Raw genomic sequence first — 17,334 nt, forward strand, 5'->3', positions numbered from 1 at the left:
TGAAGACGAGCTATATGTTATATTATTATTTACATGCGGAGAAGTACCCAAGTGGTCATAAGGGGACTGACTCGAAATCAGTTAGGCGTGTCAAAGCGTGCGTGGGTTCGAATCCCACCTTCTCCGTTGCTTATCTACAATGGGCAATTGAACGATAGATCTCCTGTAAATTGCAGGGTTTTTTTTTTGTTGCAAAGCAATAAGAGATGTCCTGAAAATGAGGTTGTCATTTTACGGAAAGCTTCCTGAGTACGGATTTCTTCGAGAAAGGACCCCAGTCTCCACTTAGTTGTAGAGACTGGGGTCCTTCTGTATATGTGAGGGAATGCTGCCCGTCATGTGACTAATGGAGGAGCAGCCCCTAATATTGCAATAGAATTGATAAGTTCTCCAATTGCCGATAATAGAGAGTACTTGCTTATCCTCGAATAAAGTCAATCACGTTAATGCCATAGTGAGAAGCAATCGTTAACACGGCGGTCCAGACGATCAAGCTTAACGTCATCCAGATGACGGCATTTCTCTTCTTTGCACCGAACAGGATGCCGACAAATGCTGCAATATGCGACCCGATAAGCAGGGGACCCAGCAAGGCGAGACCAGGCATGCCATATTTATTCCAAGCAGCTTCAGCACGTTCTCTTCGCTTCGACTTTCCATTGCCAGCTCCTTTCTTGCTAGTTCTCCATTGCTTGAATTTCTCGAAGAAGAGGATAACCAGGTATACAGTAGCCAAGTTGCCCAGCAAGGCAAGCAGACCGACCAATATAGGATTCATGCCCGCTACGATAATCGCGATGGGAATAATGGCAGCGATCTCAACCCAGGGTATTGACCCTAACAGAAAGACAAGCACATATTGCCAAACCTCATTCACATCTTGTAAGAAATTCATTTTTTTTCACTTCTCCTTCTCATTGATGATATGCGGTGTGCATGTGTATATACTGTTTATATCTATATACACAGTATATACACGGTGCGAATAGCTGTCAACAAGAGAATGGATTTTTTTCGGAATGGGGGACTTAGAATGTAAGGAAGTGGTTAGTGTTATTTAGCGTAGTCATCGCATTCATGCCGTTCAAAGACGGTGAAAACACGAAGATACCTATTCAGGATGGTGTGATGGAAGCGCCGAAGAAGAGCGGAACCTACTATTATTCCGTCTCGGCATGGTGGGGATCGGAAGGGAGCTCATCCGCGGTATTTGCCATTACGATTCCGTAGCGCAAGAAAGAGGACTCCGAGGAGCCCTCTTCTTGACGGTGGTTGATGGTATAACTGAGTCAATGACATGACACATCAGTTTCAGCGAATCAGAAGAAGCTTCATTCTCTATATCCGAATCTATAGCAGCTGAAGCTGCCAATCGATTCATCCATACTGGTTGTCGCTTGCGTAGTCCGAATGTACGGTTAACGCTGCACGACAGTTAGAATGAGTGTGTTTCAGACGTAGTCTTTAGCACGTCCCTCCGTTCATTACTTCAGTGTTTGTATTACCTCATAAGATCCATGCACCCTTTGGTCCAACGGAACCACACCTCTCTTGCACCGTCGAGTTTAATATGGCCTTCTGTTTAAAAACTTATACACAATCGAACATTAATCCTTCGGCATCTTTTTCCATTTTCGTTCATGGTTGCTCGTATCGGGGAATTTTTCGCCCCTGTTCAGCCTCACTTTTTTGGGGTTCTCAATGCCCATGTGATAATCGTTCACTCCGGTCTCGATGTATGTGCCGTTGTTGGGAGCACGGTCGCCGGGAGAAAAAGTAGTGAATTCGCCCATCGTCATCACCTCCAGCACTATTATTTGCCTGATCGGAGCAAGCAGTCCCGACCATGCTCCATATAGGATGCGCAGGCCTGAGAAAGACCATGAATAGCAGATAACGGTGCATGCATTTGTAACAGGAAGGGGATCGAAGCGAAATTGTGGAACGCGGAAATAGCACTTGTTTTTGGGCGGTGGAATTGATATAATTTGCAGATGCGGGTAAAAACTCGCTCCTTGCTCCATATGGGGCCGCTAGTCCAAAAGGAGGTGAAATAAATGCGCAAATATGAAGTGATGTATATCATCCGTCCGGATGTTGAACAAGAGAACCTGCAAGCTCTCGTTGAGAAATTCAATGGCATCATCTCTAATGGCGGAGAGGTCACAAAGACTGACGTGGTCGGCAAACGTCGCCTTGCGTATGAGATCAATAAGCTTCGTGAAGGTTATTACGTGCTGGTTCATTTCAATGCAACGAATGAAGTTGTGAATGAGCTTGACCGTATCATGAAGATTTCCGACGAAGTCATTCGTTCGTTGATCGTCAGAGACGTAGCCTAAGCCTGAATTTTCGGATTGTTCAATGGGGAGGTCGAACAAATGTTGAACCGTGTAATATTGATTGGCAGACTGACTAGAGATCCTGAGCTTCGCTATACACCTGCCGGAGTTGCAGTAACCCAATTCACGATCGCTGTAGACCGTCCGTTTACGACGAATCAGGGCGAACGTGAAGCTGACTTTATTCCGGTCGTCACTTGGCGCCAGCTGGCTGAAACCTGTGCCAACTACTTGCGTAAAGGCCGTCTGACGGCTGTAGAAGGACGCATTCAAGTGCGGAATTACGAGAACAATGAGGGCAAGCGTGTCTATGTAACGGAAGTTATAGCGGACAACGTCCGGTTCTTGGAATCCAATCGTGAGGGCGGAGCTTCGCGTGAGGAGAATAGTGGAAGCTACAGCGGCAATAGCGGCGGAGGATATGGCGGCAATAGCGGTGGCATGAGCAACAACAGCGGCAGCGGCTATGGCGGCGGTGGCGGGAATCGGTCTTCGAACAATCAGCGGAACGACAATAATGATCCATTCAAGGATGACGGACGCCCAATTGATATTTCCGAAGACGATTTGCCATTTTAATTTCTAACGAAAGGAAGGGTTCACATGAGCGAACAACAACAAACAACTGCTCGTCCAGAGCGCTCTGAGCGTCCTGAGCGTCCAGAACGCAAGTTCACTCGCAAAGGCGGACGCAACAAGCGTCGTAAAGTTTGTTTCTTCACTGTAAACAAAATTACACACATTGACTATAAAGACACGGATTTGCTGAAGAAGTTCATCAGCGAGCGCGGTAAAATTTTGCCACGCCGTGTAACGGGCACAAGCGCAAAATATCAGCGTCTGCTGACTATTGCCATTAAACGTTCCCGTCAAGTTGCTTTGCTTCCTTATACGACTGAATAGTCGCAAGGAGCAGGCTTAAGAAGAGTCATCCTTCGGGGTGACTCTTTTTATTATAGTAAAGTACCTGAGTAAGCTTCGAAGCAAAGCCCCACTTTGTGGGGTCATTTTAGTTGGCTGCGATACAAACATTTAACTTGGATGAATTGTCCGGAATCTATAGAAAAATTAATAGAGTTGTGTATAATAGAACCTGTTGCACATCGGCCCCGACCTTTCTGAGAGTGGAAGGTCAACAACTAGATAACGAAAGAGAGGAACTTTACTATTGCTGCAAAAATTGAAAAGCAACTGGTTCTTTAATACAAGAGCGGACATACTGGCTGGAATTACCGTCGCATTGGCGCTTATTCCGGAAGCAATCGCCTTCTCTATCATTGCCGGCGTAGATCCGATGGTCGGTCTGTACGCTTCATTCTGCATTGCCGTCATTATCTCCATTGTCGGCGGCCGTCCCGGTATGATCTCGGCGGCTACAGGGGCAATGGCCGTGCTTATGGTGACGTTGGTGAAAGACCATGGCATTGAATATTTGTTCGCCGCAACGGTATTAACAGGCATTATTCAAATTATAATCGGCGTGTTGAAGCTGGGCCGCTTCATTACGTTCGTGCCGCATTCGGTCATTATTGGATTCGTCAATGCGCTGGCCATCATTATATTCATGACGCAGCTCGTGCAATTCGAGGGACAAGGCTGGCTCATGTATGCGCTGGTGGCTGCGACGCTTGTCATTATATACGGCCTGCCGAGAATTACGAAGGCCGTTCCGTCGGCTTTGGTCGCCATTATTGTCATGACATGCGTTACCGTATTCGGCGGTCTACAGGTGAACACGGTAGGAGATATGGGCGAAATAGCAAGACAACTGCCTGTATTCCACATTGCCGATGTGCCGCTCACCTGGGAGACATTGATGATTCTATTGCCGACCTCGCTGGCGCTTGCCGTCGTCGGCTTGCTGGAATCGCTGCTTACGGCGACCATTGTTGACGAAGCGACTGCCACGAAGAGCGATAAGAACAAGGAAGCGAGAGGGCAAGGCATTGCCAATACCATTACCGGCTTCTTCGGCGGAATGGCCGGCTGCGCCATGATCGGCCAATCCGTCATTAACGTGAAGTCAGGCGGACGCGGCCGACTGTCCACGATGGTGGCGGGCGTATTTCTGCTGTTCCTGATTATGGTGCTGGGCGATGTCGTGACGAAGATTCCGATGGCCGCATTGGTGGGCGTCATGATCATGGTGTCTATCGGCACCTTCGATTGGCGCTCCATCCTGGATGTAAGACGCATTCCCGTGACGGATACCGTTGTAATGGTTACGACAGTCGCAATTGTCATCTACACGCATAACTTGGCGCTGGGCGTATTCGTAGGCGTTATTATGAGTGCGCTGATCTTCGGCTGGAGGATGGCACAGATTAAGGCGGAAGCTGCAATGACCGACAGCGGAGCGAAGCGCTATGCGATTCAAGGCCAGATGTTCTTCGGTACGATGAGCCACTTCGCCGATCTGTTCGATCCGGAGCACGACCCTGATGAAGTCATCATTGATTTCTCGGCATCGCATGTGTGGGATCACTCCGCGGTTACCGCGATCTCGAAGGTGATATCGAAGTATCAACAAGTGGATAAGCATGTCGTCCTGATCGGATTAAATGCGGAAAGTCAAAAGATCGTCGATCGCATCGGTTTGTCGGCATCATCCGGTCACTAAGTCATTCACAAGGAGAGGTTCGATGTATAAGCGCTTATTGCTGGCAACAGACGGTTCGGCGCATGCCGCAAGAGCAGCCGAGGCTGCTATCGGATTAATGAAGGAGCTGCCTGGGGCGGAGATGACGATCATTCATGTAAGCGATGAAGCGCCATCCCGCTCGGAGCTTATGCAAGCCGGGCTGGACATGAAGGCCGTCCTGGAAGCGGATGCCCACAAGGCGATTGAGGAGACGGAGAGACGCTTTCAGCAGGCGGAGGTGCCCTTTACGCTGAAGGTGGCATTCGGCAATCCGGCCGACGTTATTGTGGAGTGGAGCCAGAAGGAACATGCGGACATGATTATTATAGGCAGCCGAGGGCTGAATGCGGTAAGCGAAGTCATTATGGGCAGCGTGAGCCGCAAGGTGCTTCATCATGCGAACTGCCCTGTGCTGGTTGTAAAACGATAAATGGCAAAGAAGGCTCGCAGTCCCAGGACTGCGAGCCTTTCCGGTATTAAATGCGTCTGTCGCCGATGCGCAGAATCAGGCAAGCCGTTCTTCTGACGCTATCCAGCAAGGAGGTCCAGCGTCTTGAAGTGACCTGCATATCGCTGCGCAGCTGCTCCAACTCCTGCTGTCTCTCTTGCTTCCATTGTGCCATAGCCCTTCTTCTATAGTCCGATTCGAAGATCATGGCGGACTCCTCCTGTCGTTTGGTAGTTATGCAAACGCTTTCGGATAAGTTGATTATACAAAATATTCTGACAATAATCAAATGTGCGAGAAAAGCCTTCGAGGAGTCCTCTCTGACGATAGAGCGGTCTCTTCGAAGGCGTTAGCAAGCTTGCTTGACATGGCTATGGTACGAGTCTTATCCGATAAGGATGTTATCCTCAGGATAGCCAATCTTGGACGTCTGCTTGCGCTGCGACAGAGCGAAGGCAAGCGTAAGCGGGCCAAGTCTGCCCAGGAACATCGTGACGGAGACAATCACTTTGCCGATGGAAGACAATTCACCGGTTAAGCCCATTGACAATCCTGTCGTGCTGAATGCGGAAGTAGCTTCGAACAGCACCTCCAGGAAGTGGTCCTCCAGCAAATCCTCCGTAACGGTCAGAAGCAGGGCGACAAACAGCACAGCGGTCAGGGAAGTCACGATGACGGCCAACGCTCGCATAACCGTCTCCTGGGCGATCTTCCGTTCGAAGGCGTGGATCTGTCCGCCGCCCTTGAAAGTATTGATCGTGGCGAGGACAAGCACGACTACCGTATTGGTCTTAATTCCGCCGCCGGTACCGCCGGATGCAGCTCCTATGAACATCAATATGATGAGCAGAAACTGCGAAGCGGTAAGCATGCTGCCGATATCGATCGTATTGAAGCCGGCGCTGCGCGGCGTCAGGCTCTGGAAGATGGAGGCGTAGATTCGTTCCCCCAGCGTCAGGTCGCCGAAGGTAGCCTTATTCCAGCTCTCCAGCAGGAAAATAAGCAGAAAGCCGACAACAGTCAGAACTGCCGATGCCAGCAGGACAACCTTGGAATGAAGCGACAGCTTCCTCCATGAGCGCTTGCGGAATATATCCACGATGACGATATAGCCCAGTCCGCCTACGACAAATAACGTAATGACTGTCAAGTTCACGATGGGATCGCCGACATGGCTGGTCAAGCTGTCCGACCAGAGGGCGAAGCCCGCGTTGTTAAATGCCGATACAGAGTGGAACAGACCGTAGTACGCGGCTTGTCCCCAACCCATATCGTCGGACCAGCGCCAGGTGAGAATGATGGTCGCGACTGATTCGAAGGCGAATACGATCAGCACCATGTACAAGGACAGCTTGACCAGGCCTTGCGCGGATGTGGATTGGGTCGTCTGCTGAATGATGAGACGCTGCTTCAGTCCGATCTTCTTGCCGAGCACTATGGCGACCATGACACCGAGCGTCATGAAGCCGATGCCGCCGATCTGAATAAGAATCATAATGATGATCTGACCTGCCATCGAGAATGCCGTGCCGGTATCCAGCACGACGAGCCCATTCACGCATACGGCTGATACTGAAGTGAACAATGCATTAATAAGTCCTATCGATTTACCGTCGCTGGAGGAGAAGGGCATACTGAGCAGAATGGCGCCGACCCAGCTCAGAATGAAGAATACGAGCATAATAAGCTGGGGCGGGCTCATGCGGTGCTTGAAATAGTACACGAGCCTCTCTGCCAAGGATGCTTCTTTGGTCAAGTACTTACTTAGCACGCTCATAATCATTCTCCAGGTGACGAATATCCTCATTGCTTCCGATAATGAGCAAGATGTCGCCTGTATGTATCACATCGTCAGCCAGCGGCGATATATTGATGTTATCGCCTGTCTTGATCGCCATAATGGTACAGCCATATTTCGCACGAATATTGAGCTGCATGAGCGAGCGTCCGTTCATAGCAGGCGGAGCCATAATCTCAGCCAGATTGTAATCCGACGACAGCTCGATATAGTCGATCAGATTGTCGGAGCTTAGTTGATTGCCCAGCCGTACGCCCATATCGCGTTCCGGATAGATGACGTGATCCGCTCCAATTTTTTTCAGCACGTTGCCGTGCATTTCGTTTCTGGCTTTGGCGGTTACTTTGGGAATATTCATTTCCTTCAATAATAGTGTCGTCAATATGCTGGCCTGCAAGTCGTCGCCGATCGAGACAATGCCGTGCGAGAAGTTGGACGCGCCAAGCTCGCGCAACACGCTTTCATCGGTGCAATCGGCTTGAATCGCATGGGTTGCGATGGAAGCCATCTCTTGCACGGGCTGCTCGTTCTTGTCGATGGCGAGCACCTCGTGGCCGTTCTCGATCAGCGTGCGCGTCAAGCTTGAGCCGAACCGTCCAAGACCAATGACCATAAACTGTTTCTTCATAAAGATCACTTCCTAACATGAATGGAATGCCAACATGCAGCTAGCCTTGAATTCATATGCTGTGTTACATGATAGGAGACAGCTACGTATTTGTCAAAGGTTTAATACGTTGCCTCGATCAAGGACGTTCCGTATCGATAATTTTCACATACTCCCGCGGCATATACTGCATATATTCTCTATCCGACAACTCCGGATCGAATGAGGAGTATATGCGGAATTTATCTTCAGGAACGGGCGGCGTCATTAAGAAATGGTAATTCAGTCGATATACTTCATGGTTTAGCAACGCGCCGACAACAATAATAAGAAGAAACAGGGCAGCACATACGCCTATTTTTTTGCGAAGCATCGGTCATCACTCCTTCCTTAAGAGTAATCCCCGATAGCGCCTCTTTTCATTCCAGGCCGGTCCAATTTCATTTTGACAATCTTTCTTGAGAAAGCTATAATAGTTTTGTTTTCATGTCTAAAATACTTTGAAGTACCGGAGGAGCCTGCCAACAAGGGCTCCTTTTTGCATTTTTTTGTCATACCGACGCAAGTTCGGCAGCAGCTTTGTCGGTTGTGACGCTTGATTTCCTTTCAATTGGGAAATACTGTTGGGGAACTTATTGAGTACGATTTAGGAGGATGAACATTGTCTTATCTTCATGTTGTCATTATTCTGCCCTTTCTCTTCGCACTATTAGGACCGATTATGCAGAAGCTTATGCCGAGAGTACATGGAGGCTGGTTCATGCTGCCGGTTCCCGTTCTTCTGTTCTCGTATATGCTCAGCCTGATCCCCTCCGTCCAAGCCAGGGAGAAGATATTCGAAGTCCTGCCGTGGATGCCCTCGTTAGGCGTTGAGTTCAATGTCTACTTGGATGGACTGGGCCTTCTGTTCTCCTTGTTAATAACGGGAATCGGATCGCTCGTTGTGTTGTATTCCATCTTCTATCTGGACAAGAACAAGGAGAAGCTGCCGCACTTCTATGTCTACTTGATGCTGTTCATGGGAGCGATGCTCGGTCTGGTCCTGTCGGATAATCTCATGGTACTGTACGGCTTCTGGGAGCTTACCAGCATCTCATCCTTCCTGCTGATCGCCTTCTGGCACCAGCGTGAGAAGTCGCGCTACGGCGCTCTGAAGTCGATGGTCATTACCGTATCGGGCGGTCTGGCAATGCTTGCCGGCTTCATCCTGTTATATGTAATGGCCGGAACGTTCAGTATTCGCGAGTTGATTGAAGGCATTCATACGTGGTCGAATCATGACCTGTTCGTTCCTGCCCTGGTGCTTGTTCTGGCAGGAGCGTTCACGAAGTCGGCGCAATTCCCGTTCCATATCTGGTTGCCGGATGCGATGGAAGCTCCGACGCCGGTCAGCGCTTACTTGCATTCCGCGACGATGGTAAAGGCCGGCATCTACCTCGTAGCCCGCATGAGCCCGATATTCGCGGGCGAAGCGCTATGGCTGTGGCTGGTCTCCGGCTTCGGCATCGCGACGCTTATCTACGGATCGTTCCGGGCGATGAAGCAGATTGACTTGAAGGCGCTGCTCGCCTTCTCCACGATCAGCCAGCTAGGCATGATTATGAGCTTGTTCGGCCTGGGCTCGGCTGCAGCCTTCTATACGGGCTCGGCAGACGCCATCTTCTATACGAAGGCGACGATGGCCGCCGTATTCCACTTGATCAACCATGCGGTGTTCAAAGGCGCATTGTTCATGGTGGTCGGCATTGTCGACCACGAGACGGGCACGCGCGATATCCGCAAGCTGGGCGGCCTGATGGCCGTCATGCCGATTACGTTCACGATCGCGGTGATCGGCTCCTTCTCCATGGCCGGGCTGCCGCCGTTCAACGGCTTCCTGAGCAAGGAGATGTTCTTCACCGCCGTCTTGAACATAACGGAGATGAACTTGCTCTCGATGGATACATGGGGCATATTGTTTCCGATCATCGCTTGGGTGGGAAGCATCTTTACATTCGTGTACAGCATGGTGCTTGTATTCCGTACGTTCACAGGCAAGCCCCAATTCGAGAAGCTGGAGAAGAAGCCGCATGAAGCGCCGCTCGGCATGCTGCTGTCTCCGGTCGTCCTGGTAGCTCTGGCTGTTGTATTCGGCCTGTTCCCGGGCATCCTGTCCTACTCCTTGATCGAGCCGGCCATGGCCGCTGTCCATCCCGCTCTGCTGGAGCCGGGACAACAGTTCAAGGTGAAGATTGAGATGTGGCACGGCTGGACGATGGAGCTGTTCATGACGATGGGCGTTGTCGCGCTCGGCACGACATTGTTCCTGATGCACCGCAAGGCATCGGTCCTGCATGCACCGCTATTCAACAGAATGTCGCTGAATCGTACCTATGACAAAGGAATGGGCATGCTGGACAGAGGCTCCAACCGGCTAACCAATCTGTATATGACGGGAGCTATACGTCATTACCTGATCTATATCTTCTTGTTCATGGTTGTCTCGCTGAGCGTCACGATGTATGCGACGGGCAGCTTCCAGGTTGACACGTCAAGCTTCGCGGACACTTCATTCTATGAAGCGATGATCATTATTGCGCTCATCTTGTCCACGCTTGCCGTTCCGTTCGCGACGACAAGGCTGATGGCGATTATTCTGACAGGCGTAGCGGGTTACATGGTTACCCTGTTCTTCGTCATCTTCCGGGCTCCGGATCTGGCTCTGACCCAGATGATTGTGGAGACGGTATCCGTGGCGCTGTTCCTGCTGTGCTTCTATCATCTTCCGAAGCTGAAGAAGGAGATGGTGAAGCTGCGGTTCCGGCTGTGGAACTTTATTATTGCGGTGAGCGTAGGCGTAATCATGACACTTATCGCATTAAGCGCCAGCAGCAGCCGGTCGTTCGAATCGATCTCTCATTATTTCCTGGAAAATAGTTATAAGCTGGCCGGCGGCAAAAATGTCGTCAACGTCATACTGGTTGACTTCCGCGGCTTCGATACGCTGCTGGAAATCGTCGTGCTCGGCATTGCTTCTTACGGCATCTATGCGATGATCAAGCTCAAGCTGAAGGGCGACGAGGAAATCGGCAAGCTGCCTGCTAGAGAGAGCGAGTTCAAATACGATATTTACGGCTTGAAGAGCAATGACGTCATTCTGAAGACGGTCTCGAAGCTGGCGATCGTGATCATTCTCTTATTCTCGCTGTACTTGTTCTACAACGGCCACCATCATCCCGGCGGCGGATTTATCGGAGCGCTTATGGCGTCAGCCGCATTCATTCTGATGGCGATGTCTTACGGCATGAAGTCCGTTCACCGCATTATCCCGATGGACTTCCGCAAGCTGACCGCCCTCGGCATCCTGATAGCGCTGCTTACGGGGATGGGATCGTTCCTGTTCGATGTGCCGTTCCTTAGCCACACGTTCGGTTACTTCCAAATTCCGTTATTGGGCGAATTGGAGCTGGCGACCGCGTTATTGTTTGATCTAGGCGTCTATTTGACCGTTATTGGCGTCACCATGACGATTATCTTCACGATCGGGAGGGATACGTAGCGATGGAACTGTATATGTCCTTGGCGATCGGCGTATTATTCACGGTAGGTGTCTACCTGATTTTGTCTAAGAGCATCTTGCGCATTATTCTGGGCACTTCGTTCCTGACGCACGGCGTTCATCTGCTGCTGCTGACGATGTCGCGGCTGAAGACGGGTTCTGCGCCGCTTCTTGGGGAGAAGGCGGAGTCGTATGTCGATCCGCTGCCGCAAGCACTCATTCTGACATCTATTGTTATCAGCTTCGGGGTGACCTCGTTCTTCTTCGTTCTTGCCTATAAGGCTTATCAGAAGCTTGGAACCGACGATATGGAGCAGCTAAGGGGGAAGGACGATGAATAACTTGCTTATACTTCCGCTGCTCATCCCGCTATGTACAGCGGTGCTGCTTATATTCCTGAAGCGATCCATTCCGCTGCAGCGCTGGATCAGCGCCATCGGCAGCGCGGCTAACGTCGCGGCGGCCGGGTATATTCTGTATCAGGTGAAGACCGACGGCATTCAGACGCTGTATATGAGCGGATGGGTTCCGCCTTACGGCATTACCTTCGTAGCGGATATGCTTGCTGCTTTGCTGGTATTGGTGACGGCGATTATCGGCTCCTTCTGTCTGTTCTATTCCTTCAGCAGCATTGGCGAAGAGCGGGAGCGCCACTACTTCTATCCGCTCCTCCAGTTCCTGCTGGTCGGAGTTAGCGGATCGTTCCTGACAGGCGATATATTCAATCTGTTCGTCTGCTTCGAAGTGATGCTGATCTCCTCTTATGCGCTCATTGTGCTTGGGGGAACGAAGATTCAGCTTAGGGAGTCATTGAAATATATTCTGATTAACATTCTGTCGTCCGCGCTGTTCGTAGCGGCGATCGCTTATCTATACGGAGTGGTCGGCACCTTGAATATGGCGGACCTGTCCCAGCGCGTAGCGGAAGCGGGACAAGACGGCGTGCTGAACGTTATCGCCATTATGTTCATGATCGTCTTCTCCTTGAAGGCGGGCTTGTTCCTGTTCTTCTGGCTGCCCGGCTCCTACAGTGCGCCTCCTGCGGCGATTACGGCGCTGTTCGGCGCACTGCTGACCAAGGTGGGACTGTATGCGCTGCTGCGCACCTTCACGCTCATCTTCTATCACGAGCCTTCCATTACGCATGAATGGATGGGATGGATGGCCGGTGCGACGATGGCACTCGGCGCCTTCGGCGCGCTTGCCTACAAGGATATTCCGCGCATTCTGAACTACAATGTGGTGATCAGCATCGGCTTCATCGCCTTCGGCTTGACAGCGGCCAACAAGGATTCGCTGGACGGCGCCGTGCTGTACCTGGTACACGATATGCTGGCCAAGGCTCTGCTCTTCATACTGGGAGGCATCGTCATTGCAGCCGCAAGGACGACCAAGTTGAACGGGATGGGCGGCCTGATCAGGACTTATCCATATCTGGGATGGATGTTCTTCGTGACCGCACTGGCGATTGCGGGCATACCGCCGCTTAGCGGCTTCCCCGGCAAGATGATGATATTGCGCGGAGGCTTGCAGAATGAGCAGTTCTGGCTGGTTGCATTATCGCTTGCATCCAGCTTCATCGTGCTGTATTCGCTTATGCGCATCTTTATGTCGGCGTTCTGGGGAGAGGAGCGCCAAGTGCCGGTGATGAGTGGTAAGCAGCAGCGCAGCATGCTCATTCCGGCGGCGGGCTTGCTCGTCATCGTCGTCACAATGGGGCTGTGCGCGGAATGGCTATATGATTTCGTCTCGGTGGCGGGCGATACGCTGATTAATCCATCCTTGTATATTGACGCTGTGCTTAAGGAGGGGATGAGATGAGATATATACGAATGGTATGGGCTTCGATCAAGCTGCTGCTGCTGTTCCTGAAGGAGCTGGTCTTGTCCAGCTTCGACGTCATGCTGAAGATCGTTCGGCCCAAGCTGAACATTCGTCCGGGCATCTTCGCCATGGAGACGGAGCTGAAGTCGAACTGGGAGATCACGCTGCTGTCCTGCCTCATCTGTCTCACGCCTGGCACGTTGACGCTGGATGTGTCGCGCGATGGGAACACGCTCTATATACATGCGATCGATATTGACGATGTAGACGAACTTACAGCTCAAATTAAAGGCTCGTTCGAGCGGGCGATTATGGAGGTGACGAGAGCGTGATGTCTACGTTAATCATTACCAGTCTGGTCATCCTGTCGCTGGCGATATTAGGCTGCCTGATCCGCTTGTTCCTTGGTCCGTCTATACCGGACCGCATTGCGGCGCTGGATACAATCGGCATCCTGCTGCTGTCCATGATCGCCGTTATCAGTATACTGCTCGGTACGGAAGCTTATTTCGACATTATTCTGGTCATAGGCATACTGACCTTTATCGGAACGACAGCATTCGCAAGATATATGGAGAGGGGAGTCGTCATCGATGCCGGAGACGAGTAACAGTGTGCTTGAGATCGTCATTGGTGTGATCGTCCTGCTGGGTGCTCTCATATGCGCGCTCAGCGCCTTCGGGCTTATTCGATTGCCCGACGTCTATCTTCGATCCCATGCCGCGACCAAGAGCGCGACGATGGGCGTGCTTCTTATTCTGTCGGGAGCCTTCCTCTACTTCTGGATATTCCGTGATCACGTCAGCGTGAAGCTGCTGCTCGGCATCGTCTTCGTATTTATTACGTCGCCGGTGGCGGGACATCTGAACGGACGCGCCGCGTATCGGTCCGGCACTTCGCTCTGGAAGGGAAGCGTAAGGGACGATTACAAGGAGGCGCTGAAGGAAGAGCGGAAGAGAAGCAGCAAGGCCTAACGGCTTGCCGATGATGGACGGCCCCGCTGAAAGGCAATAGAAGAGAAAGCCCCTGCCCTCAATAAGCGATATGCTCAGGGGTAGGGGCTTTCTCAATTCCAGCCGTCGATTAGAACTTACGCGCCTGTTCTTCGACCCAATTGCCGATGACCGGCAGCTTGAACTGCTTGCCCTGCAGGGCAAGCAGCATTAGCGCGATCCACAGGATGAAGCCGATCGGCGCCAGGATGAAGGCGAATAGCGCGCCGATAAAGGGAATGAAGCCCAGAATCAGATTAAGCGCAATCAGGATGACGGAGACGGCTATGGATTGCAGAGCATGGAATTTCACGAATCGGCTCTGCTTCTCCACGACCAGGAAGATAATTCCTGTAATAAAGCCGAGCAAATAACAAAGTAAACCTGCTACTTTGGGGTCCAGTCCCGTGGATGAAGGTTCTGGATTGACCGGAGTCGGTTCCATCATATATCTCTTCCTTTCTATGTAGTACTGGCTACTTCATAAGTATTCCATAGAGTAGAAGCGTATACCTCTTTTTTTTCCACAATTGTCAACAAGATTTGTCACCACTCTGTAACCAGATGTCGCTTTCTTTCGTCTATGATAGAAGCTGAGGCATTCTGGGCAGGTGTAGACGAATAGAAAGAAGGTCTTGCGAATGTGGAGAAAGAAACGCTTTTATATGATAATTGCACTACTGTTCATACTAGGAACAACGGCTTATATGAACCGCGGTGCGTTAGCGATGATGGGCTTCGACTGGTTCCTGCAAGGGCATGTGGAGGGCAAGCTGAAGGAAACCTATAAGCCGCTTGAAGGCAGGGAGCCGACTGTTGTAAGCAAGAAGAAGCAAGATCCGTTCTCCGTACTGCTGCTTGGCATCGACCAGCGTGGCAATGAGATTGGCAGGTCGGACTCCTTGCTGTATACCGTGGTCAGACCCAGTGACGGCCGCATGCTGCTCGTGTCTATTCCGCGTGATCTGTATGTGGAACTTGTCGGAAGAGAGCGGAAGGACAAGATTAATCATTCTTACGCGTTCGGCGGTGCGGGCATGACGATGGATACGGTGGAGAAGCTGTTCGACGCGCCGGTGGATCATTACGCCTCTATTAATTTCGAGGGCTTCCGAGATGTGATCGATGCGATTGGCGGTATTGCGCTCCCGATTGAGGATGACATTGTGAACGACGATCCCGGTCATGAGCACTTCGTCATTAAAGGCGGACAAGATCTGTACAATGGCGTCGATGCCTTGAACTTCGTTCGTTACCGCGAGGATAGCGATATGAACAGAACGGAGCGACATCAGCAGTTCCTCCATGCTATTATAGAGAAGGCTACGAAGCTGAAGCAGTGGAGCAAGATACCATCATTAATTGATATTATGGGTGATAACTTCAGTACGGATATACCTCCTGACAAGCTGGTGGATCAAGCGCAGCAAATGCTGTCCTCCAAACAGCTTCAGATGTACAGCCATACCCTGAATGGCAAGGGAGCCCGATTGAAGAGCGGGGGAGCTTGGTATTACTTCGCTGACGAAGAAGATCTGGCTGACGTGCAAGCAATGATTCAGAACTGGCTGGACCCGAACGTGCCGTCTTCCCAATTGATTCTGCCGCCGAAGTATGCGAGCGACGATGGGATGGATAAGGGCATGGTCGCCCAGCCGCAAGGCAATTAGAACGGAGTGATTGGCAAATATGAATATCGCATTTTTCCTCTTGCCCAAGGGGGAAGTGGTGTGCCTGCCGCATGACGCGACGCTTAGGCAAGCACTGGAACGCATGGAATATCATCGCTACACAGCCGTCCCAATCATCAATCATGAAGGCGAGTACGTGGGGACGATCACGGAAGGCGACCTGCTGTGGTTTATGAAGAGTCGTCCCGACCTGACCTTCGAAGGAACGAACAAGGTTAGAATCGGGGATGTACCGCTGCGCTTGAATAACCGCACCGTCAATATTGACGCCAATATGGACGATTTGATCTCATTGGCTAAGGTTCAGAATTTTGTTCCTGTAGTGGATGACCGCAATCACTTTATCGGCATCGTGCGCCGAAGCGAAATTATTGATTATTGTCAAAAAGGACTATCCCAGAAGGTTTGACTATCCATGGGGTAGTCTTTTTTTTCATCCCGGGACATGGAGTGCGTTCTGAGAAGTTTATGCTATAATGAGGGGTGAATGTCTTGTAAGCGCAGGGTAAAGAAATATTGGAGGATGCAAGAGGTGAATGGATTGAAATCGGGCTTGAAACCAGTACTCTGGAGCGGTGCGGCGTTGGGACTGCTGCTGCTGTTGGCCGTGCCGGGCTTGAACTTGCCTGCCATGCTGCTGATGATGGTGCCTTATGCCGTTCTGTATGCGACGCTGCCCAAGGCGTCATTCGTTGTGCATGTACTTCCTGTATGGCTCGTTGCCGCGTTTCTGCTTGGGCCGTCTTTCGTATTGCTGCTGGGGTTGTTCTTCATGGTGCCGGGCATCTTCATGGGGCATATGTACCGCAAAGCCGTTCCCGCCGCCAAGGTGCTGCGCATTGTGACGATTGTCATACTTGCCCTCTTAATGATGGAGCTTCTCATGTTGGAGATCATACTGGATTTCTCATTGCTGGCTGCAATGAAGGATACGATCGGCGCCACCTTCAACGACGTGATGGCGCAGAGCGGCATTACCGGTTGGGATGAGGATATGTCGGAGCTGCTCGTTGCGACGATTGTCAATATGATTCCGCTCACGTTCATCGTCTTGTCGTTCCTGTACGCCGTCATCACGCATTATATTGCCCGCAGGGCGGTGATGGGCAGCGGACTTGAGGTGCCGGCATTCCCGGAAGCAAGGGAGTGGAAGCTTCCGCGCGTGCTGGTCGTGTATTATCTGATTGCTTATATGGTGGAGCTGGTCATGCCGCGAGGCAGCGATTCCTTCCTGGCCATCGCATTGATGAATCTGGTGCCGCTGCTCAGCTACGTATTCGCCATCCAGGCGATCGGCTTTTTCTTCTTCATCGCTCACCAGCGAGGCTGGAGCAAGGCGGTTCCGATTGTCATTGCGATCCCTGTGCTGCTGATCCCGCCATTAAGCTTAATTGGCGTATTGGATACGGCTTTTCCGATGATAAGGAAATCGTTCACTAAACAATAGCACGGG

At 51.2% G+C, this 17,334-nt stretch carries 21 protein-coding genes, 1 tRNA gene and 1 pseudogene; 16 read left to right on the plus strand and 7 right to left on the minus strand.

What is annotated here, in order from left to right:
- The first annotated feature begins 37 nt into the window (after positions 1-37).
- Positions 38-126 (plus strand) — tRNA-Ser (locus M6D81_RS19940).
- Between the two features lie 292 nt (positions 127-418).
- On the opposite strand, the gene M6D81_RS19945 is transcribed toward M6D81_RS19940, so the two are convergent.
- Positions 419-895 carry a small multi-drug export protein gene (locus M6D81_RS19945; protein WP_262678765.1) on the minus strand — a complete coding sequence of 159 codons (477 nt, stop codon included), beginning with the start codon at positions 893-895 and terminating at the stop codon, positions 419-421.
- Positions 896-1,050: 155 nt separating this feature from the next.
- Here M6D81_RS19945 and M6D81_RS19950 point away from each other — a divergent pair, with 155 nt between their 5' ends.
- A complete protein-coding gene (locus M6D81_RS19950; RefSeq protein ID WP_262678766.1) occupies positions 1,051-1,230 on the plus strand; it encodes a hypothetical protein in 180 nt (59 codons plus the stop codon).
- Between the two features lie 377 nt (positions 1,231-1,607).
- On the opposite strand, the gene M6D81_RS31870 is transcribed toward M6D81_RS19950, so the two are convergent.
- The gene (locus M6D81_RS31870) at positions 1,608-2,024 is read right to left on the minus strand and encodes a YjzC family protein (RefSeq protein ID WP_410795764.1); all 417 of its coding nucleotides are present in this window, start codon (positions 2,022-2,024) and stop codon (positions 1,608-1,610) included.
- 33 nt (positions 2,025-2,057) lie between these two features.
- On the opposite strand from M6D81_RS31870, the gene rpsF reads away from it, so the two are divergent.
- The 5 genes from rpsF to M6D81_RS19980 all read left to right on the plus strand — a co-directional run bounded on the left by rpsF (position 2,058) and on the right by M6D81_RS19980 (position 5,413).
- Positions 2,058-2,342: a 30S ribosomal protein S6 gene (gene rpsF / locus M6D81_RS19960; protein WP_262678767.1), complete on the plus strand. Its 285-nt coding sequence runs from the start codon at positions 2,058-2,060 to the stop codon at positions 2,340-2,342.
- A 39-nt stretch (positions 2,343-2,381) separates the two neighbouring features.
- The gene (gene ssb / locus M6D81_RS19965) at positions 2,382-2,921 is read left to right on the plus strand and encodes a single-stranded DNA-binding protein (RefSeq protein ID WP_262678768.1); all 540 of its coding nucleotides are present in this window, start codon (positions 2,382-2,384) and stop codon (positions 2,919-2,921) included.
- A gap of 24 nt (positions 2,922-2,945) precedes the next feature.
- Positions 2,946-3,245, plus strand: coding sequence for a 30S ribosomal protein S18 (gene rpsR, locus M6D81_RS19970; protein ID WP_262678769.1), 300 nt, complete (start codon positions 2,946-2,948; stop codon positions 3,243-3,245).
- Between the two features lie 265 nt (positions 3,246-3,510).
- Complete coding sequence (locus M6D81_RS19975) at positions 3,511-4,962, plus strand: SulP family inorganic anion transporter (protein ID WP_262678770.1); 1,452 nt, start codon at positions 3,511-3,513, stop codon at positions 4,960-4,962.
- Positions 4,963-4,984: 22 nt separating this feature from the next.
- Positions 4,985-5,413, plus strand: coding sequence for a universal stress protein (locus M6D81_RS19980; protein WP_262678771.1), 429 nt, complete (start codon positions 4,985-4,987; stop codon positions 5,411-5,413).
- A gap of 46 nt (positions 5,414-5,459) precedes the next feature.
- Here the strand turns inward: M6D81_RS19980 and M6D81_RS19985 are convergent, their stop codons facing one another.
- From M6D81_RS19985 to M6D81_RS20000, 4 genes are all read right to left on the minus strand, one after another.
- Entirely contained in the window at positions 5,460-5,639 is a 180-nt protein-coding gene (locus M6D81_RS19985; RefSeq protein WP_262678772.1) for a hypothetical protein, read from the minus strand.
- Positions 5,640-5,816: 177 nt separating this feature from the next.
- The gene (locus M6D81_RS19990; protein WP_262678773.1) at positions 5,817-7,208 is read right to left on the minus strand and encodes a TrkH family potassium uptake protein; all 1,392 of its coding nucleotides are present in this window, start codon (positions 7,206-7,208) and stop codon (positions 5,817-5,819) included.
- A complete protein-coding gene (locus tag M6D81_RS19995) occupies positions 7,192-7,857 on the minus strand; it encodes a potassium channel family protein (RefSeq protein ID WP_262678774.1) in 666 nt (221 codons plus the stop codon). The genes M6D81_RS19990 and M6D81_RS19995 overlap by 17 nt, the downstream gene beginning before the upstream one ends.
- A 118-nt stretch (positions 7,858-7,975) precedes the next feature.
- Complete coding sequence (locus M6D81_RS20000; RefSeq protein ID WP_262678775.1) at positions 7,976-8,209, minus strand: hypothetical protein; 234 nt, start codon at positions 8,207-8,209, stop codon at positions 7,976-7,978.
- Positions 8,210-8,497: 288 nt separating this feature from the next.
- Between M6D81_RS20000 and M6D81_RS20005 the strand changes: the two genes are divergently transcribed.
- The 6 genes and pseudogenes from M6D81_RS20005 to mnhG all read left to right on the plus strand — a co-directional run bounded on the left by M6D81_RS20005 (position 8,498) and on the right by mnhG (position 14,172).
- Complete coding sequence (locus M6D81_RS20005) at positions 8,498-11,374, plus strand: Na+/H+ antiporter subunit A (protein WP_262678776.1); 2,877 nt, start codon at positions 8,498-8,500, stop codon at positions 11,372-11,374.
- Positions 11,375-11,376: 2 nt separating this feature from the next.
- Positions 11,377-11,715, plus strand: a complete 339-nt coding sequence (locus M6D81_RS20010; RefSeq protein WP_262678777.1) for a Na(+)/H(+) antiporter subunit C — start codon at positions 11,377-11,379, stop codon at positions 11,713-11,715.
- The gene (locus M6D81_RS20015; RefSeq protein WP_262678778.1) at positions 11,708-13,195 is read left to right on the plus strand and encodes a Na+/H+ antiporter subunit D; all 1,488 of its coding nucleotides are present in this window, start codon (positions 11,708-11,710) and stop codon (positions 13,193-13,195) included. The genes M6D81_RS20010 and M6D81_RS20015 overlap by 8 nt, the downstream gene beginning before the upstream one ends.
- A 2-nt stretch (positions 13,196-13,197) precedes the next feature.
- Positions 13,198-13,530: pseudogene (locus M6D81_RS20020) on the plus strand (Na+/H+ antiporter subunit E); the annotation flags it as partial.
- On the plus strand, positions 13,530-13,808 hold the full coding sequence (locus tag M6D81_RS20025; protein WP_410795767.1) for a Na(+)/H(+) antiporter subunit F1: 279 nt from the start codon (positions 13,530-13,532) through the stop codon (positions 13,806-13,808). The pseudogene M6D81_RS20020 and the gene M6D81_RS20025, both read left to right, overlap by 1 nt.
- Positions 13,792-14,172 (plus strand): monovalent cation/H(+) antiporter subunit G, encoded by a 381-nt coding sequence (mnhG, locus tag M6D81_RS20030; RefSeq protein ID WP_262678780.1) that lies wholly within the window; start codon positions 13,792-13,794, stop codon positions 14,170-14,172. The genes M6D81_RS20025 and mnhG overlap by 17 nt, the downstream gene beginning before the upstream one ends.
- Positions 14,173-14,281: 109 nt before the next feature.
- Here mnhG and M6D81_RS20035 read toward each other — a convergent pair whose 3' ends face one another.
- Positions 14,282-14,638: a DUF4870 domain-containing protein gene (locus M6D81_RS20035; protein WP_317259153.1), complete on the minus strand. Its 357-nt coding sequence runs from the start codon at positions 14,636-14,638 to the stop codon at positions 14,282-14,284.
- Positions 14,639-14,831: 193 nt separating this feature from the next.
- Between M6D81_RS20035 and M6D81_RS20040 the strand changes: the two genes are divergently transcribed.
- The 3 genes from M6D81_RS20040 to M6D81_RS20050 all read left to right on the plus strand — a co-directional run bounded on the left by M6D81_RS20040 (position 14,832) and on the right by M6D81_RS20050 (position 17,328).
- A complete protein-coding gene (locus M6D81_RS20040; RefSeq protein WP_262678781.1) occupies positions 14,832-15,860 on the plus strand; it encodes an LCP family protein in 1,029 nt (342 codons plus the stop codon).
- Between the two features lie 19 nt (positions 15,861-15,879).
- Positions 15,880-16,290, plus strand: a complete 411-nt coding sequence (locus tag M6D81_RS20045) for a CBS domain-containing protein (RefSeq protein ID WP_262678783.1) — start codon at positions 15,880-15,882, stop codon at positions 16,288-16,290.
- A 123-nt stretch (positions 16,291-16,413) separates the two neighbouring features.
- Positions 16,414-17,328, plus strand: coding sequence for a YybS family protein (locus M6D81_RS20050; protein WP_262678784.1), 915 nt, complete (start codon positions 16,414-16,416; stop codon positions 17,326-17,328).
- Positions 17,329-17,334 lie beyond the last annotated feature (6 nt).

This window comes from Paenibacillus sp. J5C2022 (assembly GCF_025567625.1).
GTDB lineage: Bacteria > Bacillota > Bacilli > Paenibacillales > Paenibacillaceae > Pristimantibacillus.